Origin of the sequence: Ferrimonas gelatinilytica, assembly GCF_039544205.1 — a bacterium.
In the GTDB taxonomy this organism is placed as follows: domain Bacteria; phylum Pseudomonadota; class Gammaproteobacteria; order Enterobacterales; family Shewanellaceae; genus Ferrimonas; species Ferrimonas gelatinilytica.
Map to the genome: position 1 here is coordinate 1 of NZ_BAABLF010000009.1, position 22,174 is coordinate 22,174.

16 protein-coding genes are annotated in these 22,174 nt (G+C 56.6%); 11 read left to right on the plus strand and 5 right to left on the minus strand.

Going from position 1 to position 22,174, the window contains the following annotated elements:
• The 3 genes from ABD997_RS08520 to ABD997_RS08530 form a co-directional block, all read right to left on the minus strand.
• A partial coding sequence (locus ABD997_RS08520) for a hypothetical protein (RefSeq protein WP_345316588.1) occupies nucleotides 1-757 on the minus strand: 757 nt, incomplete at its 3' end.
• 62 nt (nucleotides 758-819) lie between these two features.
• The gene (locus tag ABD997_RS08525) at nucleotides 820-5,160 is read right to left on the minus strand and encodes an EAL domain-containing protein (RefSeq protein ID WP_345316589.1); all 4,341 of its coding nucleotides are present in this window, start codon (nucleotides 5,158-5,160) and stop codon (nucleotides 820-822) included.
• A gap of 100 nt (nucleotides 5,161-5,260) precedes the next feature.
• Nucleotides 5,261-8,047 carry an insulinase family protein gene (locus ABD997_RS08530; RefSeq protein WP_345316590.1) on the minus strand — a complete coding sequence of 929 codons (2,787 nt, stop codon included), beginning with the start codon at nucleotides 8,045-8,047 and terminating at the stop codon, nucleotides 5,261-5,263.
• Nucleotides 8,048-8,235: 188 nt separating this feature from the next.
• Here ABD997_RS08530 and sixA point away from each other — a divergent pair, with 188 nt between their 5' ends.
• Nucleotides 8,236-8,718 (plus strand): phosphohistidine phosphatase SixA, encoded by a 483-nt coding sequence (gene sixA / locus ABD997_RS08535; protein WP_345316591.1) that lies wholly within the window; start codon nucleotides 8,236-8,238, stop codon nucleotides 8,716-8,718.
• A 96-nt stretch (nucleotides 8,719-8,814) separates the two neighbouring features.
• Here the strand turns inward: sixA and smrB are convergent, their stop codons facing one another.
• Nucleotides 8,815-9,348 carry an endonuclease SmrB gene (gene smrB / locus ABD997_RS08540; protein WP_345316592.1) on the minus strand — a complete coding sequence of 178 codons (534 nt, stop codon included), beginning with the start codon at nucleotides 9,346-9,348 and terminating at the stop codon, nucleotides 8,815-8,817.
• Nucleotides 9,349-9,441: 93 nt separating this feature from the next.
• Between smrB and prmB the strand changes: the two genes are divergently transcribed.
• The 5 genes from prmB (at nucleotide 9,442) to ABD997_RS08565 (ending at nucleotide 13,559) form a co-directional block, all read left to right on the plus strand.
• Complete coding sequence (gene prmB, locus ABD997_RS08545) at nucleotides 9,442-10,374, plus strand: 50S ribosomal protein L3 N(5)-glutamine methyltransferase (RefSeq protein WP_345316593.1); 933 nt, start codon at nucleotides 9,442-9,444, stop codon at nucleotides 10,372-10,374.
• Between the two features lie 42 nt (nucleotides 10,375-10,416).
• Entirely contained in the window at nucleotides 10,417-11,517 is a 1,101-nt protein-coding gene (gene aroC, locus ABD997_RS08550) for a chorismate synthase (RefSeq protein WP_345316594.1), read from the plus strand.
• 73 nt (nucleotides 11,518-11,590) lie between these two features.
• On the plus strand, nucleotides 11,591-12,139 hold the full coding sequence (locus tag ABD997_RS08555) for an elongation factor P hydroxylase (RefSeq protein WP_345316595.1): 549 nt from the start codon (nucleotides 11,591-11,593) through the stop codon (nucleotides 12,137-12,139).
• Nucleotides 12,121-13,278 (plus strand): ATP-NAD kinase family protein, encoded by a 1,158-nt coding sequence (locus tag ABD997_RS08560; protein ID WP_345316596.1) that lies wholly within the window; start codon nucleotides 12,121-12,123, stop codon nucleotides 13,276-13,278. Before ABD997_RS08555 ends, ABD997_RS08560 begins: the two co-directional genes overlap by 19 nt.
• Before the next feature lie 11 nt (nucleotides 13,279-13,289).
• Nucleotides 13,290-13,559, plus strand: a complete 270-nt coding sequence (locus ABD997_RS08565; RefSeq protein WP_345316597.1) for a YfcL family protein — start codon at nucleotides 13,290-13,292, stop codon at nucleotides 13,557-13,559.
• Nucleotides 13,560-13,655: 96 nt separating this feature from the next.
• Here ABD997_RS08565 and mnmC read toward each other — a convergent pair whose 3' ends face one another.
• Nucleotides 13,656-15,674 (minus strand): bifunctional tRNA (5-methylaminomethyl-2-thiouridine)(34)-methyltransferase MnmC2/FAD-dependent 5-carboxymethylaminomethyl-2-thiouridine(34) oxidoreductase MnmC1, encoded by a 2,019-nt coding sequence (mnmC, locus tag ABD997_RS08570; RefSeq protein WP_345316598.1) that lies wholly within the window; start codon nucleotides 15,672-15,674, stop codon nucleotides 13,656-13,658.
• Nucleotides 15,675-15,799: 125 nt separating this feature from the next.
• Here mnmC and fabB point away from each other — a divergent pair, with 125 nt between their 5' ends.
• From fabB to truA, 5 genes are all read left to right on the plus strand, one after another.
• The gene (gene fabB / locus ABD997_RS08575; RefSeq protein ID WP_345316599.1) at nucleotides 15,800-17,023 is read left to right on the plus strand and encodes a beta-ketoacyl-ACP synthase I; all 1,224 of its coding nucleotides are present in this window, start codon (nucleotides 15,800-15,802) and stop codon (nucleotides 17,021-17,023) included.
• 177 nt (nucleotides 17,024-17,200) lie between these two features.
• Nucleotides 17,201-18,316, plus strand: coding sequence for a 4-phosphoerythronate dehydrogenase (locus ABD997_RS08580; protein WP_345316600.1), 1,116 nt, complete (start codon nucleotides 17,201-17,203; stop codon nucleotides 18,314-18,316).
• 22 nt (nucleotides 18,317-18,338) lie between these two features.
• Nucleotides 18,339-19,346: an aspartate-semialdehyde dehydrogenase gene (locus ABD997_RS08585; protein ID WP_345316601.1), complete on the plus strand. Its 1,008-nt coding sequence runs from the start codon at nucleotides 18,339-18,341 to the stop codon at nucleotides 19,344-19,346.
• Between the two features lie 62 nt (nucleotides 19,347-19,408).
• Nucleotides 19,409-21,175, plus strand: a complete 1,767-nt coding sequence (locus ABD997_RS08590) for a FimV/HubP family polar landmark protein (RefSeq protein ID WP_345316602.1) — start codon at nucleotides 19,409-19,411, stop codon at nucleotides 21,173-21,175.
• A 190-nt stretch (nucleotides 21,176-21,365) separates the two neighbouring features.
• Nucleotides 21,366-22,157, plus strand: a complete 792-nt coding sequence (gene truA / locus ABD997_RS08595) for a tRNA pseudouridine(38-40) synthase TruA (RefSeq protein WP_345316603.1) — start codon at nucleotides 21,366-21,368, stop codon at nucleotides 22,155-22,157.
• The last annotated feature ends 17 nt before the right edge of the window (nucleotides 22,158-22,174 follow it).

Genomic DNA, 22,174 nt, shown 5'->3' on the forward strand with positions numbered 1-22,174 from the left:
GGATCCAGGGGAAGCCTGCGGTCTGAACTTCGTCGTGGCGGATCCAGGGGAAGCCTGCGGTCTGCACTTCGCTGTGGCGGATCCAGGGGAAGCCTGCGGTCTGAATTTCGTCGTGGCGGATCCAGGGGAAGCCTGCGGTCTGCACTTCGTCGTGGCGGATCCAGGGGAAGCCTGCGGTCTGAGCTTCGTCGTGGCGGATCCAGGGGAAGCCTGCAGTCTGCAATTCGTCGTGGCGGATCCAGGGGAAGCCTGCGGTCTGAACTTCGTCGTGGCGGATCCAGGGGAAGCCTGCGGTCTGAACTTCGTCGTGGCGGATCCAGGGGAAGCCTGCGGTCTGAACTTCGTCGTGGCGGATCCAGGGGAAGCCTGCGGTCTGAACTTCGTCGTGGCGGATCCAGGGGAAGCCTGTGGTCTGAACTTCGTCGTGGCGGATCCAGGGGAAGCCTGCGGTCTGAACTTCGCTGTGGCGGATCCAGGGGAAGCCTGCGGTCTGAACTTCGCTGTGGCGGATCCAGGGGAACCCTGCGGTCTGAACTTCGTCGTGGCGGATCCAGGGGAAGCCTGCGGTCTGAACTTCGCTGTGGCGGATCCAGGGGAACCCGGCGGTTTGACGTTCATCTTGATAGACCTTGGTACGAGCCTCAGCTTGTTGTTGGACTGTTTGGTCTTTGTTATGTGGCCAAGCAAAGGCAGCGCTTGTAAAGCCGGAAATGGCGACGATAACGGCAATGGAAGCAGCTTTAAGTACAGTTTTCATGATCGGTCCCTGATGTGTTCTGAAATAACCTGATCACACAAAAGCAACGATCGTGCCACATTTTAGACGGTTTCTTGACGACTCCGTTTTTTAACCTTTTCCTCTTCATGCGTTTTAGCTTCGATAAGCACCTGTTCGAACGTTTTCTCGCTGACGGGCTTGCTAAAGAAGAAGCCTTGCATCGTTTCACAGCCAAGTTTGTCGAGTGCTTCTGCCTGCTCCAAACACTCGACACCCTCGGCAACGACATTCAAGTCCAGGTTTTTAGCGATGGTAATAAGGGAAGAGACCATCATCCTGTCGGAATGGGAGTTAACTAGGTCGTCGATAAATGACTTGTCAATCTTGAGCGTGTCTATTGGGAAACTTTTTAAATAGGAGAGTGAAGAGTAACCTGTTCCAAAGTCGTCCAGCGCTATCCGGATCCCAAGCTGTTTGAGGCTCATCATCGCTTCGACGGCCTTTTCCGGTTGCCTGATCACGCTGCCCTCTGTGATCTCCAACTCCAGGCTATTTCCGGGTAACTGAGTGACGGAGAGCACTCGCTGTACCCTGTCGACAAGGTCGGTCAGAGCAAACTGCTTGGAAGAGAGGTTTACGGCGATGTGTCCCTTGAACAGATCTTTTTGGCGCCAATTCTGGGCCGCAAAGCACGCCTTACGCATGACGACCTCACCGATCTCGATGATGAGCTGGCTTTCCTCGGCCAAAGGAATGAACTCCATGGGGCTGATAAGTCCGCGCTCAGGGTGGTTTAATCGTACTAATGCCTCTGCACCGATAATATGGTGAGAGCCGTTGGCAACCTTCGCCTGATAGTAGACTTCGAACCAATCTTCCTTTAAAGCTTGTCGAATAAGCCCTTCCATTTCCAGCCGTGAGAGTGCCGCCAAGTTAAGTGCTTCGTTGTAATATTGATAACGGTGTCCTCCCTGGCTCTTCGCGTGATACATTGCCAGGTCAGCTTTTCTTATCAGGCTTTGTCTCTGATCATCATCTTCTGGATAAGTCGCGACCCCAATACTGCAGTTAAGCAATATTTCTTGCTTTGCAAGTGTAAATGGCTGCTTGAAAACATCCAATACTGTTTGTGCTACGAAGGAACTGGTTGATACAGCCGCCTTCCCTTCATAAATAATGGCGAACTCATCTCCCCCTAAGCGGTGTAGAGTCGCCTCTTGAGGTACACGGCCTTGCAATCGATTAGCGATGTGGCAGAGGAGATTGTCGCCAATTTCGTGACCCAGTGAATCGTTAATGCGCTTAAAATTGTCTAAGTCAAAGAGGGTCAAGCTGAACGGTGTTTTTAATCGCAGTAGCTTGTCGATACTCACTTGAAGATAGCTGCGGTTTGGAAGGCCGGTCAGCGTGTCGGTGTTGGTAAGTCGGCGGAGTTCCGCTTCCGCCAATTTGCGATGTGTAATATCTGTGATAACACCGACATAGAAGCACTCATGCCCTTGCAGGTCGTTTAGCCGATCGATGGTAAGTTCGATCTGAATAAGGCTGCCATTTTTTTTCCTAAAATCAAGCTCGCCTTTCCACCTTCCATGAGTGTTAACGATGGAAAATATGTCATTCAGATGACTCTTTGGGTATTCATTAAGCTCCATCTCGCTGTTGATGAGATATTCTTTATCAAACCCAGTGATGGTCAAGAACGCCTTGTTTACTTCTATTATTTCCCGAGTTGAGCCGAGGATTAACATCCCTTCAGAAATATTTGTCAGAGCCCTGGCAAAGAGAGACAGTCGCTCCTCTGTTTCTTTTATTTTGTTAATGTCTTTTATGGTTCCTGTCATTCGGATAGGCTTGTCATCCTGGTCCCATTCAACGATTTTTGCTCGGTCAAGAATCCATACCCAGTCACGGTTCTTTCCTCGGACTCGATAAGTTGCTTCGAAATGGTCTGATTTTCCATCGAAGTGTGCTTTTAAGAGACTGCCGACTCGATCTTTATCATGTGGATGTATATTTTTTCCACCACTTTGGCTTCTGGAGCTTGCAAAATCTAAAGACTCCCACATATTGGAACGATATATTTTTCCAGCTTTTATATCCCAGTCCCACATTTCATCGCCGCTACCCCATAGTGAAAGCTTGAGTCGTTCTTCACTTTGAGCAATTTTATGCTGAATAAACTTTCTTCTCTGTGACTCTTTATATAAAACAAATGCGATCAATAATAAAATGGAAAAATATACTGCTTTGGCCTTCTCTGAAAACCACCAGGGCGGCAAGATTTCTATTGAGATACTAATCGGAGAACTATGATAGTTACCATGAGGTGAACGCGTTCGAACCTGAAAGATGTATTTTCCAGATGGAATGTTCGTATAAGTCGCTAAGCGATGGTTGCTGTTGGTAGGTATCCAAGTCTCGTTAAAACCTGACAACCGGTATTCGTATAGTGTTGTCATATGCGATGCATTCAGGAGACTGCTGAATGAGAATGAAAAAGGGTAGTCGCTATGCTTTAAAGTAATAACAGCTTCGCTATCATTTGCCTTGTAAGGATTAAAAAAAGGCAGCGATTCATTAAAAACCTTGACAGATGTTATCACAGGGGGACTTATATATTCACTTCTCTTTGTGTCCGGCTCATTAATAAGAGACACCCCTAAAGAACCGCCAAAATATAATGTGTTTCCATCAATTGTTGAAGCCATTCCAGTATATTCTGGTTGCCCTCCATCGATGACGCTGTATACCTTGATTAGCTCTAGCGTTTCATTGTCCAATAAGTAAATCTTATTTGATGAAGTTACATATATATTATTTTCTGTTCTTGATATCCCATAGATTGAAGTATTCTTTAACAGTTCCAGCCTTTTATAATCTGAATTCTCGTCTATTAAATAGAGCCCACTAGAGACCGTCCCGACCAACAGTCCATTTTTCGTTATAGCAATGGAAGAAACAATCGTTTCGTCGAATAGTTTTTTTTCCAAATACCATGAAACTTCATTATTACTTTCTTTGTTTCTTCTATAAATATGAAGTCCAGATTGAGCGCCAACGAAAAGTTTCCCATCATTTTTTAAACTGTGAAAGATCGGAGAGCTCAATTTAGGAATCAGTTCAAATTGCTTGATGGATTCATATTTTTCAAAAACATAAAGGCCGTTACTAAAAGTCCCTATAAATATGGAATCTTTATTTTTTGTGAAGCTGGTTGCTGTATGCTCTAAAATCTTTTTTTCAGTCCAAGATTTGTTTTTTTCTCTTTCTAATAAGTAAACACCACCAGAACCACCAACAACAATATCTCCTAATGCATTGGTTATAGACTTTGGCCCTGTTATTCTGGTTGTTATCTTTTCTTCTATACTGAAATTTTTGTTGGCAATAAAAAGTTCCGGTGAACTTGTCCCTATGACAATCTTTTCTTCTAATTTTGATAATGACCAAACCTGATTGGAAGAATTCAGCTCGGTGGAAAGGTTATATGTAACAATTTCTCCGGTTTCCAATGACTTTGTCATTACTCCTGAGCCAATGGTGCCAAACCAAAGGTTCTCATTTTCATCAATGAAAACGGAGTTGCTTGGCTCACTGGTGAGAGAGCTTATTTCTGACTCATTATCGATATTGTTGACACTGACCTTATATATCCCATCTGAAGATGCTATATAAATATAATCTTCAGTTCTCTCCATGTCGACAATATCTTTTATTGTCCCAACCCTGAAAGGTTGCTTGCTGATTCCATCCTTGATGGCAAACAATCCTTTCGTGGTTCCAAGTACAGTTCCTCCCTCAACTGTTAATGTCTTGTTGATAATTCCGATGTTTTCCAAGTTATCAATATTAAACATGCCATAGTTGATAATGGCATCGCCGTTAAACGAAGACCTTATATAATGCTTTCCATTTGAAACGTCATGAAGTTTATATCCAATTGTATCAGTATAAGAGCTTCGTTCCGAGAGAATCAGGGTTTCGCTTTGATAGATGTAAGTTCCTTTATCAGAGAAGAAGTTCAACTTCCCTCCGACGATTCCCCCACCCCAAACTAGGTGAGGCTGGGACAGCATTTTCACGAAATTATTATTTTCAGTATCGTGTTTATAGACGTTTCGATTTGTTATTAACCACAGTACGTCATTATAAGTAATAAGATCGACAATCAGATTTTCAGTAATGCCGTGTTTCGCTGCATTGTCACTCTTAAATTGTTCAAACTCATAGCCATCGAAGCGATTCAATCCATTGATGGTCCCCACCCAGATAAAGCCAAGCTTATCCTGTGCGATGCTGGTCACTGTGCCTTCGGACAGGTTTTCCTTGAGGCCATACTGCTGGAACTTGTGGATCTGCTTTAGCTTGACCCCGGTGTCCTCCTCTGCGAGCAGAGTCCAGGGTAACAAGCTGAGCCAAAGCAGTGCGATCCATCTTCTCATCGAGATTACCAATCTTCCTTAACCTGGTGTTGTCGAGAAGGTAACATTTGCCTTTGCGGTTATCTACGATTTTGAGCCCGGGATAGGGGGGAATTCCTCATCAGAAATCAATCAAATTGCTCTGGTCTTTAAACCGGTCGATGTCGAGGATTCGGCGTTCTCCCACCAAGGGTTCATGCTCGGTATGTGACTGGCCAGCGGAATAAAGCACCAGACGATCCGGATTGCTGCAGCGCATTCTCTCCATCATGAATCGGATCAGGTCGGCACGATCAAGTTTCATGATCTGCTGGGCGATCTTTTCCCTCAGATCAAACTCGGTATCCTTGTTGCCAATGCTGATCCAACTGCGCTGAGCCCTTGCCTTGAGATTGTTGTCCGGTTCTAGGAGCTGGTGAGTGAGGGCCCTTTTTGTGCTCTCCCAGTCGCGGCTCGAGATCTGCATTAGCGCATAGCCGAAGTCAGCAATGAACTGGTCGATCGCTTCGAGAAGCTGCAGTGGACCAGCAACGGGACTCTGTATGTAAAAGATGATGCCCGGACACCGGTTCATCGGTACGTAGCTCGTGCCGACCATGTAGCCCAGTTGCTGCTTGGTTCGTAATTCATGAAAAAAATCACTGGAAATCGTGTGGTTGAGCAGACTAAACAGGGCCACTTTCTCCTGGGAGTTGGCGCGTGACTGATGGTATACCAATATGGCGCTGTCTTGATGGTCACTCTCGATCTCTCGCAGCACTGTTCCCTTACCCTCAATACTGACCAACTGCCTCTTGACCTCTTTTCCAGGCTCGCCCACCTCCCTTAAGGTGTGTGTCAGCCGCTGGCCCAAGCCACGAGCCTCCTCTTCCAGCCAATCGCCATACACCATCCCTTCGGCGTGAACCTCCTGATAAATGGTTTCGATATGTTCTAGGAGCTCCGGTAGCGTGGCGGTTTGGAGCTCTTCTGCCATCAGCAGTGGGTCGAAACTGCGTTGCTGCAGAGTACAGGTGAGCGCGTTAAAGAGGCGAGCCACGGGGCGACCGATGCGGATCCCATTCCAGTTGCGCTGGAGTTGAGCCCGGGTCTCGTTAAACAGACTCTCGCTGAATTGCCGCTTTCGGGCATGGCGAAGCAGCAGCTCGAGCAGCTTTTCCTGGCCGCCGGTGAAGCCACTAAGGTGGAGTGTGAGTCCTCCCTGGTGCGGGTAGATGTTGTAGCTGAGTCCGGCGACCTCCGCCTGGTAGGTCAGTTCACTGAGGCTGTCCAGCAAAAGGGCGATGTAGAGCCGTGTGAGGGCGGCTCGTCGAGGTGAGTCATGGCAGGGTTCACTGTCCAGAGACACGAAAAGGTGTGCTTTGGGCACCTGAAACTCGTCGTCCTTTTTGTGCCACAGGGTAAAGCTCTTGTTCCGATAGATCGGCACCGGGTGAGGGTGGGGCGAGGGCTCGGATCTTGGATCCAGCAGGTCGCCGATATACTCATTTGCCTCGGGCAGGGCCAACGCCATGTTAAGCGGTTCCGCTTGCCATCGCGCCCGGCGCTCCGGCTCGATGGGAGAGATTCGGTAGGGCGTGTCATACCATTTGGCTTTGCGCTCGCCCCGGCATTCCGGCGCCACTAGGGTGAGCCTGCAGTTGTCACCATTCATTTTATCCAGGATCGAGCTGACTGCATCGCGATCCAGTCCATCCATGCGGTAGTCACCGAACACAATGTCCTCGATGTCGTAATGGTGCATGTTGATGGTGAGGTGGCTGGCGAGATCCAGGGGTTTGACCGGTTCCTGATAACGAAACGCCCTTTGCAGCAAGGTTTGTCGTTCACGGTAGCGCCAGTCATCGATTCCCTCCTGTCGAATCTTATCGATGTACTGGAAGGTCAGCGCCAGGATCCTGTCCTGGTTCGCCAGCCCGGACTCAGTCAGCTGATAGCTGATGTTGTAATCCTTGAAGTTGTAACCATTGACGCCTCCCCCGGCGGAAAGCTGACTGACCAGACCTTCCGATTTGAGCACCGACAGCAGGCTGCCCGGGCCTTCGTAACCGAGCATGTAGGAGAGGTAGGTCAGCGGCTTGTGGCGATACCACTGGTCGATTGCACCTAAAGCAAAGGAGAGGGTGAGCTGGCGACTTTTTTTCAGTGGCTGGATCTCGATCTGGATCCCCTGTTGAGCACTGATGTAGAGCGACACATCAGGCAAGGTTTTACTCAGCTCAAGGTTGGGGATGGCCCCGAAGCGTTCGGTGACCGCCTCCCGGTAGTCGTCCCATGACTCGGGGCTTACAAGCACCAGGGTCATCAAGTTGGCTGAGTAGTGTTGTCGGTAAAAGGCCAGCAACGCTTCGCGAACCGGGCGATCGGGGAGGTCTGCGAGGGTCTGCTGGTTCCCGACGGAGAACTTGCTGAAGGGATGGGCCGGGTTCACAGTCTCTTTGTGTACCTGGTAGAAGCGTCGCATATCGTCCCGAAGCTTCATCTTGAACTCGGAATCGACCGATTGGCGCTCTTTCTCTACCAGATCGTTGTCAAAAAGCGGTGCGGTGAAAAACTGGCTGAAGCGATCCAGTGCTTCGTCGAAGGCGTTGCCCTTGATGTCAAAGTAGTAGCTGGTGAATTCCGGTCCGGTCCACGCGTTGTGACTGCCGCCATTTTGGCTGATGAACTGCTGGTATTCGCCGGCATTGGGGTAACGCTCCGTACCGAGAAACAGCATGTGCTCAAGGAAGTGCGCCATCCCTTCCCGGTCTTCAGGGTCGTCAAAGTGGCCGACTCGAACCGATAGTGCTGCGGCGGATTTACTGGCCGCAGGATCTTGAACCCAGAGTACCCGCAGGGCATTGTCCAGTTTCTCGTACCGGTATTGCCGCGGATCATTGGGGCTGAGTGTCAGGGTCTCGGTCATCTCTGGTGCGATCCGTCCCGGATCGTCCTTTGCTCTGCAACGAATGAAAGTTAGTGTGCGCGTAGATTCCAAGCTGTGCAATCATCTGCGGCCAGATCCGGTGCCACCCTTTGCTGCCAGAGGGGGTGATAAAGGTGCCCGGGTCGGGCTAAGATGAGTATGACAAAGTGGTAATAAGACCATAGAGAATGAACATATACATTATGCGTCACGGTGAGGCGGGTTTTGATGCCCCTTCGGATCCTGAACGCCCTTTAACGGAGCTTGGGCGGCAGCAAAGCCTTGCCCTGGTCCATCATTACCTGCCTCAGTGGCAGGAACTGGATCTGGTGCTGGTGAGTCCCTACGTGCGGACCTGGCAAACCTGGGAGGCGATGCGGGCGCAACTGCCGGAAACCATCTCTGCCCAGGTAGTGCCAGAGTTGGTACCGGAAACAGACCCTTCGCTTGCGGCGGATGTGATCATTGCGACGGCGGAGTTGGCGGGGGCCAAGAATGTGCTGGTGGTTTCTCACATGCCGCTGGTGGGTTACCTGATATCGCAGCTGGTGCCCGGTCAGATCCCCATGATGTTCGCCACCGCTGCGGTGGCCCATGTGCAATACGATCAAACCCTTGCCTCTCCCAGTCAGCTGCTTTCCCACCTCGCGCCTCATGATCTGGTGGCTTGAGCTGAAGAGGGGTCGGAACTGACACCGGATACAACCGCGACAGCCGCTTTTTCAGGGCTCAACGTCACCAGGTTGGAGACGGCGCGTTTGGCCGTACTAGCGGCGGTGATGCTCACCGACGGAGATCAAAATCAACAGGGCCGAGTTGCCTCCCCACTCCAGCGGCGCCTGATGAAATGCGAGCACATCGGGGTGCTGGGCCAGCCAGGCGGGGACCCGGGCTTTCAGTACGCCGCTGCCGAGACCGTGCATCACGCTGGCGCAAGGGATCTGCTGCCGTTTACAGGCGTCGATCAGGGCGATCAACTCGTGGCGTGCTTCCTGTTGCGTCATCCCATGAAGATCCAGCAGCAGCTCCGGCGTGTGATCCCCTCGCCGTAACCGCTTCAGCTCAAAGCTCTGCTCGGGGTCACGGACAAAGCGCATCGGCCCCTCTGTGGGCAAAGCCGGTTGGTAGCTGTCTGAAAAGTAGTGATCCGCGAGTCTGCGCGTCTGTTTGGCGCGGGTCTTATCCGGTGTGGGAACAGAGGGCTTGTGGTTGACGCTGTCCTGATGCAGCGGCTTGACCCCCGCGACACTTTGCCGGAACAGGGCGAAATCATCGTCATCGAATGGGCTGGACTCTTTCATAGCCCGCTATTTTACGCCAGCCAGGATAGGAAAGGCACGCTTTCTCCCGCTACAATGGTCCGACTTTGAATTTCTAGCCAAAAAGGGCAGGACGTGGAAAAGATCTTTATCGATGAAGCCGTCAGCGAGCTTCACACCATCGAAGACATGTTGCGCTGGTGTGTCAGCCGCTTTAATGCCGCCGGGATCTACTACGGCCATGGCACCGATAATCCCTGGGATGAGGCGATTTCGCTGGTGATGCATACCCTGCATCTGCCGACTGAGTTGGGCAATGAGGTGCGTTCTGCGCGCCTGACCAGCAGCGAAAAGCAGCGCATCATTGAGTTGGCGATCCGTCGTGTCCGTGAGCGTGTGCCTGTGCCCTACCTGATCAACAGCGCTTGGTTTGCCGGCTACGAGTTTTTTGTCGACGAGCGGGTACTGGTTCCGCGCAGCCCGTTTGCCGAGCTCATTGAGCAGGGCTTCCAGCCCTGGCTGGGCGACAAGGAGGTGCATCAGGTGCTGGATCTTTGCACCGGCTCCGGTTGCATCGCCATCGCCTGTGCGCACCAGTTTGACGAGGCCCAGGTGGATGCGGTGGACATCAGCCCGGAAGCGCTTCAGGTGGCCCAGATCAATATCGAGTCCCACGGCTTGCTGGACCGGGTCTATCCCATCGAGTCCGACGGCTTTGCCGTGCTCAAGGGTCAGAAATACGACCTCATTGTCTCTAACCCGCCCTACGTTGACGCGGAAGATATGGCGGATCTGCCCGAGGAGTTCCATCACGAACCGGAACTGGGACTGGCTTCCGGGCCCGATGGCCTGGAGTTGACCCGGCAGATACTGGCCCAAGCGGCGGAGCACCTCAATGAGGGTGGTTTGCTGTTTGTCGAGGTGGGTAACTCTATGGTGGCGCTGAATGAGCAGTTCCCGACACTGCCCTTTACCTGGTTGGAGTTCGAGCGGGGCGGTCATGGCGTCTTTATGCTTACCCGTGAACAGCTGCTGGAAGCGGACGCTGAGCTCGCTGCTTACCGCTAACCGGGATATCGACACTTAACCCAAAGGCAAAGGAGTCTGGCCATGGCCGGCAATCGTATTGGCACCCTGTTTACTGTCACCACCTTCGGAGAGAGCCACGGCATCGCCCTTGGTGCTATCGTCGACGGTGTGCCTCCGGGCCTTGCGCTGACGGAGGCCGACCTCCAGGGAGACCTAGATCGCCGTCGGCCCGGCAGCTCACGCTACACCACTGCACGACGAGAAGCGGACCAGGTCAAGATCCTCTCCGGGGTGTTCGAAGGTAAAACCACGGGCACCAGCATCGGCCTGCTGATCGAAAACCAGGATCAGCGTAGCAAGGATTACTCCGACATCGCCGAGCTGTTTCGGCCAGGCCATGCGGACTACACCTACCACCACAAGTACGGCCATCGCGACTATCGTGGTGGCGGTCGCAGCTCCGCCCGGGAGACCGCTATGCGGGTTGCCGCGGGGGCGATCGCCAAGAAATACCTTGCCCAGGTATGCGGTGTCGAGATCCGTGCCTGTGTCAGCCAGTTAGGCCCCGTAGTAGCGAGCCAGTACGATTGGAAGCAGGTGGAGCAAAATCCTTTCTTCTTTCCCGACGCCTCGCAGCTGGAGGCGCTGGATGAATACATGCGTGCCCTGAAAAAGGCGGGGGATTCGGTTGGGGCCAAGGTGCGGGTGGTGGCCACCGGCTTGCCCGTTGGCCTCGGAGAGCCGGTATTTGACCGACTCGATGCCGATTTAGCTCACTCTCTGATGGGGATTAATGCCGCCAAAGCGGTCTCCATCGGTGATGGTTTCGATGTGGTGACCCAAAAAGGTTCGGAACACCGGGATGAACTCTACCCCGATGGTTTCGCCAGTAACCACGCCGGCGGCGTGTTGGGCGGGATCTCCTCCGGTCAGCCCCTGCAGGCGGAGGTCGCTTTTAAGCCCACCTCTTCCATCATGGTCCCCGGACAGAGTATCAATGTCCGTGGGGAGCCTGTGGAGATGGTTACCCGGGGCCGGCACGACCCTTGTGTCGGGATCCGGGCGGTCCCCATCGTTGAGGCCATGGTGGCGATCACCCTGATGGATCACCTGTTGCGTCATCGTGCCCAATGCGGTGATGTACAGGTAGATACGCCGACTCTGTCGATGCGGGAAGGGTGACGATAGTGATCTTTGGTTCCCTGCCTGGGCCAAATCCACGTTAGCTTGTTTCACTGTCCAGATCTGAGTTTTTATGGATAACGCTCAACTCCTTATCAAACTGTTCAACCACGGGCTGGGTCAGGCCACCCAGACCCGTTTGTTGCACGGCCAAGATGAGCCACTCTACTTGCCGGCGGATCAGTACTGCCCCTACCACAGGATCTATTTTGCCCACGGGTTCGTCGCCAGTGCCCTGCACGAGTTGGCTCACTGGTGCCAGGCCGGGCCTGCCCGGCGCTTGCAGGTGGATTACGGCTACTGGTATGAGGCGGATGGGCGTACTGCGCAGCAGCAACAGCGCTTCGAAGCCCATGAGGCCAAGCCTCAGGCGATCGAGTGGTACCTGAGTCTGGCCTGGGGGCGGACCTTTGATGTCAGCGCCGATAACCTGAGTCTGGAAACCGATCGGCCCGCATTTCGTCGCGCGGTGCAGGCGGCGGCGCAGGCCTACTGCCACTGCGGTTGGCCAACCCGGGCGGTACAGCTGGCTCGGGATATGGCGTGTCTGGGACAGGGCCATATCGCCGAAGAACAGGACTTTTATTGGCCCGAGGAGAAGCTGTGTTCAAACTGGGACTGATCATCAATCCGCTGGCGGGCGTGGGGGGGAGTGTAGCCCTCAAGGGGTCCGATGGCGTTGCCGAGGCGGCGTTGGCTCTCGGCGCGACGCCCCGGGCACAGGAGCGAACCCGGCTGGCTCTCGAGTGGCTTCAGCCCCTGCCCTCCGGGCTGGTGATCCACACCGGTGATGGTGAGATGGGGGGCGACCTTGCCCGGGATATGGGGTTTGAAACGGTGATCTGCCACCATCCTGCCACGCCCAGCTCGGCAGAGGACACCCGTGTCTTGGCTGAACGACTGGCGGGCAGAGTGGACCTGATCCTCTTTGCCGGCGGCGATGGCACCGCACGGGATCTTTGCGCCGTACTTGGCGAGCGGCCGCAACCGGTACTGGGTGTGCCGGCGGGAGTGAAGATCCACTCCGGTGTCTATGCCATCAGTCCGGTCGCGGCCGGACGGGTCGCCGCCAAGATGATCCGGGGTGAACTGCTCTCGGTGACCGACGCGGAGGTACGGGACATTGACGAGACAGCGTTTCGCGCCGGACAGGTGCGTGCACGCTACTTTGGTCAGATGATGGTGCCGGAGGATCTGCGTTACCTGCAGGCGGTCAAGATGGGGGGGCGCGAGGAGACCTCCCTGGTGCTGGCGGACATCGCGGCCGAGACGGTGGAGAGGATGCAGGAGGCGGTAGAGGCGACACCGGAGTGCCAGTTCATCATGGGGTCCGGTTCTACGGTGGCCGCGATCATGGCCGAGCTGGGCCTGGAGAATACCCTGCTGGGCGTGGATCTGGTGCGATTTGAGCAGGGGCTGCCCTTCCTGGCAGGCCAGGATCTCACGGCGACACAGCTGCTAAACGCCTGCCGGGAGCGGCCCACCAAGCTCGTTATTACCCTGATCGGGGGCCAGGGCCACCTGTTGGGGCGCGGTAACCAACAGCTGTCGCCGGCGGTGATTGAGCAGATCGGTCGGGAGAACTTCTGGATAGTGGCCACCAAGAGCAAGTTGCGAGCCCTGGAGGGACGCCCCATGCTGGCGGACAGCGGCGCGCCTGATCTGGACCGCCGTTTAACAGGGCACTATCGGATTACCACCGGTTACCGAGATGCGGTACTCTACCCCCTGGCCGAGCCAGACGATGAACCTGTGGTATAGGAAAGTGACGAATGTTGGAACGTTGGGATGAGATCTGCCATCAGTGGGTGGCCCAGTTGCTGGAGACCGGTAGCGATGACGAGGTGTTTGCCAGCGGCTACCTGCAGGGCCATTTCGCCGTAGCGCTCTCTGAGCTGGAGCAGAATGAGGCACCTCAGTGGGCCGATCTGAAGGCGAGCCTGGAGCAGAAGCTCAGTGCTGCGCGATCGGAGCTGGCACCGTCGGACCTGGCGCTCATCCAAGCGGCGTGGGGGCAACTGGCGCAGCGGCTGCAAGCCTAAGGCACTCAAGCCACACTCCGTCAGACAAACAGCTAAGGCCGGGCATGCCCGGCCTTAGCTGTTTCTGTTTTTGGGTGATGCCTTGTCCCGCGGAGTTTAGTCCTGACGCTCTGGGCCACTGCCAGGCGCTTGGCCTTTGCGCAGCTGTCGGCGGGCAAAACGGCCCGGATCCAGCTGTGCCAGCAGGGACTGGCTCAGGGGCAGGGGTTCGTGGCACAGCTGACTGGCCAAAATCTCCGCACACAGCGTCGCGGAGCACAGTCCCCGTGAGCCCAGGCCGCTGACCATATAGAGGCCCGGTTGCGCCGGCAGAGGGCCGGGTTCGATGCCCGGTTGAGCCGCTGGCAGTTCAGCCCAGTCTGGAACCGCCCCCACCAGCGGCAAATGGTCACGGACTGCTGCCCGTACGGCGGCACGGCCCTCATCGTAGCCGGTTTGCGACAACTCCTGGCACCACCCCTGCTGCCCGAAACTGCGCCGCATCCGCTGTTCAATCTCGGTTTTATCCTCAGGTCGGAGGTCACTACGGTCGTCGCCACGACCGAAACTGGCACCACAGGTTAACCGTCCCTGCCACTGGGGCACCAGGTAGCCATCGGCGCAGAGCACGGTTTTCAGCGCACGGGTCTCTGGGCCCGCGCTGGGGTAGGCGATCTGCCCGCGAATGGGATTGAGAGGGATGGGCGATGTGGCTTTGAAGGCGGTGCTCTGGGCCCCCATGGCCAGAACGAGACTTTGCGCTTCGCAGTGCGTGGCGCCGTCATTAAAGGTGAGCTGCCAAGGGGGGCGGCCTGATGAAACCGTGCTTTCCCTGTATTCCAATTGGGTCAGGCGCTGTTGATAGTGACAGGTGAGGAGTCCGGTGGCCTCGGCATCGGCAAGCATTGCCCGGGTCAGTTGCTCGGGACAGAGCCAACCGCCCAGCGGGTAGCTGAGCCCGCCTCTCTCCAGGGGCAGATCGGCAATCTCGCTGGCCTCGGTGGCATTAACCCCATGGACCAGGGCGGGATCGAACCCCCTGTCACGGATCTTATCCAGCTTGGCCTGGCTGCGAGGGTCAACCGGGAGCTGGAGGACGCCGCACAGTTCGTGTGCGATAGAGTACCGCTCGGCCAGGCTCAACAACTGGGCACGGGCCAGGGGAAAGGCCTGGCGGTAGAACTGGCTGAGATCATCGTCGCCACCGTTGAGCAGCGGATAGAGTGCCCCCTGGCGATTGCCCGATGCCCCCTGGGCCGGCTCAGGGTCCTGGCAGTAGAGGGTGACCGGTTTGCCTCGTCGACAGAGGCTTCGGGCCAGGGCCGCGGCGGCGATGCCGGCGCCGATGATGACTGTCGGGGAGGTATCCTCAGGATCCGGTGTGGCCTCCGGGGAGACGGAAGCGGTCAAGGTGCCGTACATCATCTCCCGTTTCACCCCGTACCCCGGGGCCTTATGGACCTCGAACCCGGCCCCCTGCAGGCCACGACGGACATCTCCTGCGGCGGTAAAGGTGGCAAAGCTTGCGCCGGGCCGGGAGAGCCTGGCCATCTCACGATAGAGCGGCGGCTGCCACATCTGGGGGTTTCGGCTTGGGGTAAAGCCATCGAGGAACCAGGCATCAAATACCCCCTCCTGGCCCCGCGCCATCTGTGGTAAACGCTCGCAGAGGTCGCCGAACCAGAGATCCACCACCACCTGGCCCTGATCCATCACCAGGCGATGGCAACCGTCGCTCAGGGCCTGGGGGTAGTGGTGACGAAGAGTCTTGGAGATCTCCGCCAGCTCAGGCCAGGGGCGATGGGCTCGGGCCAGGTCCGTGATACTCAAGGGAAACTTCTCAACGCTGACGAAATGGAGTCGACGGCAGGTTGAGGCTGGCATTTTGCGACGAAATTGGCGAAAGTGGTGCCATAACACCAGCAGGTTCAGTCCGGTACCAAAGCCCGTTTCTGCCACCGCAAAGTGGCGCCGGGGATGGTGAGCCAGCCGCTTAGGAAGGTCACTGTGATGCAAAAACACGTACTCGGTCTCGGCGACACCATCGTCACTGGAGAAGTAAACGTCGTCAAACTCGGTGGCAACCGGGGCAGCGGGGTTGGACCAATCGATGCTGGCGTGGGTCAGGGTGCTCACGATCACTCTCATTTTTCACAATGGAACCGGTATTCTACCGCCTCTTGGTGAGAGCCGACCAGTTCAGGCTGGGCTTCGGGCTACCATAGCGACGGTTGAAACAGGTCGAGATATAGGACGAACAGATGAAAAGAGCGGTCATTACCGGGATTGGGGTGATCTCGAGTATCGGTAACAACGCCGAAGAGGTCACGGCTTCCCTACGTGCGGGAAAAAGTGGCATCACATACTCCGAACAGTTTGAACAGATGGGGCTGCGCAGCCGTGTCTGGGGTGATTTGAAGATCAACCCTGCCGATCACATCGATCGGAAGGTGATGCGCTTCATGGGTGACGCTGCCGCCTACGCTTACCTGGCGATGGAGCAGGCGATCGCCGATGCCGGCTTGGATGAAAGCCAGGTCAGTAACGAACGCACCGGGGTGATTGCCGGAACCGGTGGTGCGTCGGGGCAGAACCAGGTACTGGCGGCGGATACATTGCGGGAAAAAGGGGTGCGCCGCGTCGGACCCTACATGGTACCGCGGATCATGGCCTCGACGGCTTCTGCCTGTCTGGCAACCCCGTTTAAGATCAAAGGGGTGAACTACTCCATCAGCTCTGCCTGCGCCACCAGTGCTCACTGCATCGGCAATGCAGTGGAGCAGATCCAGCTTGGCAAGCAGGATATCGTCTTTGCCGGTGGCTCTGACGAACTGCACTGGACCCTGGCGATGGGCTTTGACGGTATGGGTGCCCTCTCCACCAAGTACAACGAGGACCCCACCCGTGCTTCCCGCACCTACGATGTGGACCGCGATGGTTTCGTGATCTCCGCAGGTGGCGGCATCCTCGTGGTGGAGGAGCTGGAGCATGCCCTGGCTCGCGGCGCGAAGATCTACGCCGAAGTTGTTGGCTACGGTGCCAACTCCGATGGCTACGACATGGTTGCTCCCTCTGGCGAAGGCGCGGTGCGCTGCATGAAGCAGGCACTGGCCCAGGCTGAAGCGGCCGGTGCCAAAGAGGTGGAATACCTGAATACCCACGGCACCTCTACGCCGGTTGGCGATACCCGGGAGCTGGCGGCGATCCGCGAAACCTTCGGTGACAAGGCACCGTTGATCAGCGCCACCAAGTCAATGACGGGGCACTCCCTTGGGGCCGCCGGGGTCCATGAAGCGATCTACTCCCTGCTGATGATGCAGCACGGTTTTGTTGCCCCTTCCATCAACATCGATAACCTTGATCCCGATGCCGAGGGGATGCCCATCGTCACCAAGACACTGGAGAGGTCGCTCACCACAGTGATGAGCAACAGTTTCGGCTTCGGGGGAACCAACGCGGCGCTGATCTTCCGCAAAATGGACTGATCCGAAGCAATAAAAAACGCCCCGGGAGCCCAGGCCCCGGGGCGTTTTTTTATCGTCGTTCAGACGCAGTGACAGGCTTGCTTGACGCTGCCGCTGAGTTGGCGTTGGGGTGATGGCTGAATTGAGACTTCGCATCCGTTACACTGGCGGCTCTGTTGTACCCACTACCTGAAAAAGATGAACCTCTTAGCCGACGAAAACATGGCTGCACTGACACCGCTGTTTGCTCCCCTGGGGCGGTTACGTGCCCTGCCGGGCCGCGACATATCGGCGACGGATATGGCAGATGTGGAAGCCCTACTGGTCCGCTCGGTGACCCGGGTGGATGCGTCTTTGCTGGCCGCAGCGCCCAAATTGCGCTTCGTTGGTACCGCCACCATAGGAACAGATCACCTGGATCTGGCCGCGCTTTCCGAGCGGGGGATCCGCTGGGCCAATGCGCCGGGCTGCAATGCTGAGGCGGTGGGGGAGTGGGTACTCCAGGCCTTGCTGGTGCTGGCTCTGCGCAGCGGCCGCGCTCTGCGCGACTGCACCCTGGGCATCGTCGGTGTGGGCAATACGGGCAGCGCCGTACTCAGGCGCTTGAAGGCGCTCGGGGTTAGGGTGCTGTGTTGCGATCCCCTGCGCCAGGCCGCAGGGGACTCCGGCCCCTGGTTCTCCCTTGACCAGCTCCTGGCACAGTGCGATGGCATCACGCTGCATGTGCCCCTGGTAGAAGGGGGAGCAAACGCGACCCGTGCACTGCTGGATCAACAACGGTTGGCTCAGCTGGGGGAGGGCGCCTGGCTGCTCAACGCCAGCCGGGGCGAAGTGATCGACAACCGGGCCTTAGTCGCCGAGAAGCGACGCCGGCCGGATCTGAAACTGGCACTGGACGTGTGGGAGCAGGAGCCTCTCCCGATGCCGGAGTTGGTTGAGCTGGCGGATATCGCGACGCCTCATATTGCAGGCTACTCCCTCGAGGGCAAGATCCGTGGCAGCTTGATGTTGCATTGCGCCTTGACCCGGGGGCAGGTGAGAACGCCCGCGCTGGCGGAGCTGCTCGACGCTCCGGCGAAGCCCGCGGAGGCGGCGCCGACCACTCTGGATGACCAGAGCCTGCTTGGTCTTCTGCAGCAGGTGTTTGATCTCGAGAGGGAGGATGAACGCTTTCGAGCGGCCCTACCCGGGGGATTCGATGCCCGGCGCAAAGCCAATCTGGCCCGACGGGAGTGCAGTGCCCTGACTCTGCGTCCTGTTGACGACACGCAGCGAACGGTGTTGTCGGCGCTGGGTTTTTCATTGACCGAATAAGTAAACGAAGAGAAGAGAGAATATGTATAACGTTGCCGTTTTAGGGGCTACCGGTGCGGTAGGCCAGACCATGATCGAGATCCTGGAGCAGCGGGATTTCCCCGTTGCCAAGCTGTTCCCTTTGGCCAGTGCCAACAGCGTCGGTAAAACCATCAGTTTCAAGGGCGAGGAGATCGATGTTATCGATGTCGATAGCTTTGATTGGAGCCTGGCGGAGATCGGCCTGTTCAGCGCCGGTGGTAGCATCTCTGAAAAGTGGGCGCCCATCGCCGCCGATGCCGGTTGCGTGGTGATCGACAACACTTCCCACTTCCGCTACGACCCGGAGATCCCGCTGGTGGTGCCAGAGGTCAACCCCCATGCGTTGGCAGAGTTCCGTAACCGCAATATCATCGCTAACCCCAACTGCTCCACCATCCAGATGCTGGTCGCCCTCAAGCCGCTGCACGATGCCTTCGGTATCGAGCGAATCAACGTCTGTACCTACCAGTCAGTCTCCGGTGCCGGCAAGCGAGCTATTGAGGAGTTGGCCAAGCAGTGCAGCCAACTGCTGCAGGGGCTTCCGGCCACCAGTGAAGCGTTCGAGCAGCAGATCGCCTTCAACGCCCTCCCCAAGATCGATGTCTTCATGGACAACGGTTACACCAAGGAGGAGATGAAAATGGTGTGGGAGACCCAGAAGATTTTCGGCGATGCGGATATCAAGGTGAATCCTACTGCTGTCCGGGTGCCGGTGTTCTATGGCCATGGGGAAGCGATCCACATTGAGACCCGCCAGCCCACGTCGGTGGAGGAGGCCAAGGCACTGCTGGCATCGGCACCGGGCGTGACGCTGATGGCAGAAGATGAGGAGTACCCGACCCAGTTTGGCAACGCCCAGGGGCAGGACGATGTCTTCGTTGGCCGGGTGCGCCAGGACATCAGCCACCCACAGGGATTGGATCTCTGGGTCGTCGCGGACAACATCCGTAAGGGTGCAGCGTTGAATTCAGTACAAATTGCCGAGCTTTTGGTGCAGGATTATCTTTAACGCTAGATAACCCATACTCAGGCTCCGAAAGAGCCTGAGTTTCAACGAGAAGGTAAGTGGGAATGACAAATAAAACTCTGACTCGTGCCTCCCGCATCGCGGCCCTTGGTGGCGCCCTGGTATTAACATCCCTGGCGGCGCAAACGCTGACGGAAGAGGCTCAGGTTAGTGAGGTGGCTGAGCAGCCATTGGCGCAGTACGGTCCCACTACCCGTACCGATACGCTTTGGCGCATCGCCAATCAGGTCCGTCCGGACTCCGAGGTGACCATCTATCAGGTGATGCAGGCGCTGTACAATGCTAACCCCCATGCCTTCACCAGCTCCAATTTCAACTCTCTGGAGCGCAACCGGACGCTGACCATCCCCGCCAAATCGGTGATGTTGTCTCAGCCTGCCACCGAAGCGATGGCCAAGGCTCGTCAGCATGACCAGAGCTGGAAGTCCGTGTCCGCCGCCGACATCGCCGAGAGCCTGTCGACCAAGGTCGATCAACTGACCCAGAGTAACGCCGAGCTTAACGAGCGTTTGGCCGCGGCGCAGGCCCAAGTGACTCAGCAGGCAGAGCTGCGTCAGAGGTTGCGTGAGGAACTGGCGGTTAAATCCGAGGAGGCGAACTTTCTGCGTGAAGAAAATACGCAGCTCAAGTCCCAGGTAGTTGCCCTTGAGAATGAGCTGAACCTGCTGCGTAGCGCCCTGGATGATCAGCAGGGGGCCAACCGTGATCTGGCGCAGGAGCTGGATGCTCAGCTCAACGTGGCAGAGTCCCCGGTGATGGATGCCGTGGTGAATGAGCCCGCGGTGACGGATGCCGTGGTGAATGAGCCGACCACCGCCAACTCTGCGTCACCCTGGTCAGCCTTTTTGGCCGATCCCATGAAGGTGGCGCCACTCGCCGCTGTGCCTCTGGCGCTGCTGCTCGCGGTACTGCTGTTCTGGCGTCGCCGGTCGCAGTCTGAAGAGGAATCCTCAGCTTTTGTGGAGGAGGATCAGGAAAGCGTCGAGCAGGAGGAGGCATACGCCACGAGCGCCGATCGGGTTGAACTGCCGTTGACCGAGCCCAGTGCTCAAACCCCATCGACGAACGTCCAGGAACCGGTGGCGACGGAGAGGGAGAGCGAGGCGAACCTCACCGAGGTGCAGCCAAAACCTTTCGAGGCGATTGAGGAGACTGCGGTGGCTGAGGTGAGCCAGTCGGTAGAGATGCACTCTGCCACTGAAGCTAACGAGCCTGTCGACGAGGAGGAGAAGAACACCTCATCGCCCCCTCAACAATTCTCTTCTGACCTCCCCGCCTGGGATCAGCCTGCTGCTTGGGCGAATGAGTCGGATCAAGTGGAGGCCGAAGTGGATGAGACGGAGTTGTCACCACTGGCCCGGGATGCTAAGTCTGCGGAACTGCTCACGATGGAGTTCGATGGCGATCTGGGTGAGGCGAGGCATCAACCTCAGGGCGCTGACGAGAAGCGGGAGGTCCAGGAGGAGATCGACTTTGATGAGCTGCTGTCTGGCATGGAGAGTGCGCCTGCGACGGCAGATGCGCCCATCGGGGGCCAGAAACAGTCAGCTGACTATATCGATATTGATGAGCTGCTCAAGGAGAGTGACTTGTCCTTTGTCGAAGATGCGGGTGACGATGAGCGGGAGTCGATGATCGCGATGCCTGAGACGCCGATGAATGAGGTTGGGGTCTCGGCAAAGCTGGATCTGGCCCGTGCCTACATCGAGATCGATGACAAGGACAGTGCCCGGGCCCTGCTCAAAGAGGTCAGCGCAGAGGGCAGTGATGGCCAGCGCGGCGAGGCCCAGACACTGCTCAATCAACTGTAAGCCTAAGCGTTTTTGGGAAAAAACGGTGGTTTAGGCCACCGTTTTTTTTATTCCAGACGCTTCCGCTAACCCTGGTGGCTTTTCGGTCCCGGCATGGAAGGGCTGGGCGGAGCCCGGTCTGGGGCAGAAAACGGTGAAGCTTGGGAGTAGGGCCGTTATAATGCGCGCCCGAACATGACGAGGGGGCACTATGCGCATCGCACTGGGGATTGAGTACAACGGCCATGGCTTTTTTGGCTGGCAAAAACAGCGGGAAGTGGTCGGGATCCAGCAGCGGCTGGAGGAGGCTCTGGCCAAGGTGGCGAATCATCCTGTGGAGGTGATCTGCGCCGGCCGCACGGATGCGGGCGTTCACGGTACCGGCCAGGTGGTGCACTTCGACAGTCAGTTCGATCGTCGGCCAGCGGCCTGGACTCTGGGGGTAAACACCCACCTGCCGGACAACATCGCCGTCCGCTGGGCCCAGCCGGTCAGCGATGAGTTCCATGCCCGTTTCTCCGCAACCGCCCGCCGCTACCGTTACATCATCTACAACCACCGCTTGCGTCCCGGGATCCTGCGCCATGGCGTCAGCCACTACCATCAGCGCCTGGATGAACAGAAGATGCATGAAGCTGGCCAGTTGCTGTTGGGCGAGCGGGATTTCTCCGCCTTCCGGGCGGTGCAGTGCCAGTCCAAGAGTCCCTGGCGAAACGTGCACCACCTCAGGGTCAGTCGCCAGGGTGACTACGTGATTGTGGACATCAAGGCCAACGCCTTCGTGCACCACATGGTCCGAAATATCGTTGGCTCGCTGATGGAGGTCGGACAGGGCAACCAGCCAAAGAGCTGGATCTCGGACCTGCTCAACGCCAAGGATCGTAACCTGGCCGCCGCAACCGCCAAGGCGGAGGGCCTCTACCTGGTCGAGGTGGATTACCCGGCCCAGTTCAGTCTGCCGAAGACGCCGGCCGGTCCCCTGTTCCTGCCCGACCCCCTGTAGGTAGGAAGCGGTATATT

Bases quoted from the DNA above. Each gene is read 5' to 3' on its own strand.
- ABD997_RS08525 (WP_345316589.1), bottom strand. From the start codon at position 5,160: ATGAGAAGATGGATCGCACTGCTTTGGCTCAGCTTGTTACCCTGGACT.
- ABD997_RS08530 (WP_345316590.1), bottom strand. From the start codon at position 8,047: ATGACCGAGACCCTGACACTCAGCCCCAATGATCCGCGGCAATACCGG.
- sixA (WP_345316591.1), top strand. From the start codon at position 8,236: ATGAACATATACATTATGCGTCACGGTGAGGCGGGTTTTGATGCCCCT.
- smrB (WP_345316592.1), bottom strand. From the start codon at position 9,348: ATGAAAGAGTCCAGCCCATTCGATGACGATGATTTCGCCCTGTTCCGG.
- aroC (WP_345316594.1), top strand. From the start codon at position 10,417: ATGGCCGGCAATCGTATTGGCACCCTGTTTACTGTCACCACCTTCGGA.
- ABD997_RS08555 (WP_345316595.1), top strand. From the start codon at position 11,591: ATGGATAACGCTCAACTCCTTATCAAACTGTTCAACCACGGGCTGGGT.
- ABD997_RS08565 (WP_345316597.1), top strand. From the start codon at position 13,290: ATGTTGGAACGTTGGGATGAGATCTGCCATCAGTGGGTGGCCCAGTTG.
- fabB (WP_345316599.1), top strand. From the start codon at position 15,800: ATGAAAAGAGCGGTCATTACCGGGATTGGGGTGATCTCGAGTATCGGT.
- ABD997_RS08580 (WP_345316600.1), top strand. From the start codon at position 17,201: ATGAACCTCTTAGCCGACGAAAACATGGCTGCACTGACACCGCTGTTT.
- ABD997_RS08585 (WP_345316601.1), top strand. From the start codon at position 18,339: ATGTATAACGTTGCCGTTTTAGGGGCTACCGGTGCGGTAGGCCAGACC.
- ABD997_RS08590 (WP_345316602.1), top strand. From the start codon at position 19,409: ATGACAAATAAAACTCTGACTCGTGCCTCCCGCATCGCGGCCCTTGGT.
- truA (WP_345316603.1), top strand. From the start codon at position 21,366: ATGCGCATCGCACTGGGGATTGAGTACAACGGCCATGGCTTTTTTGGC.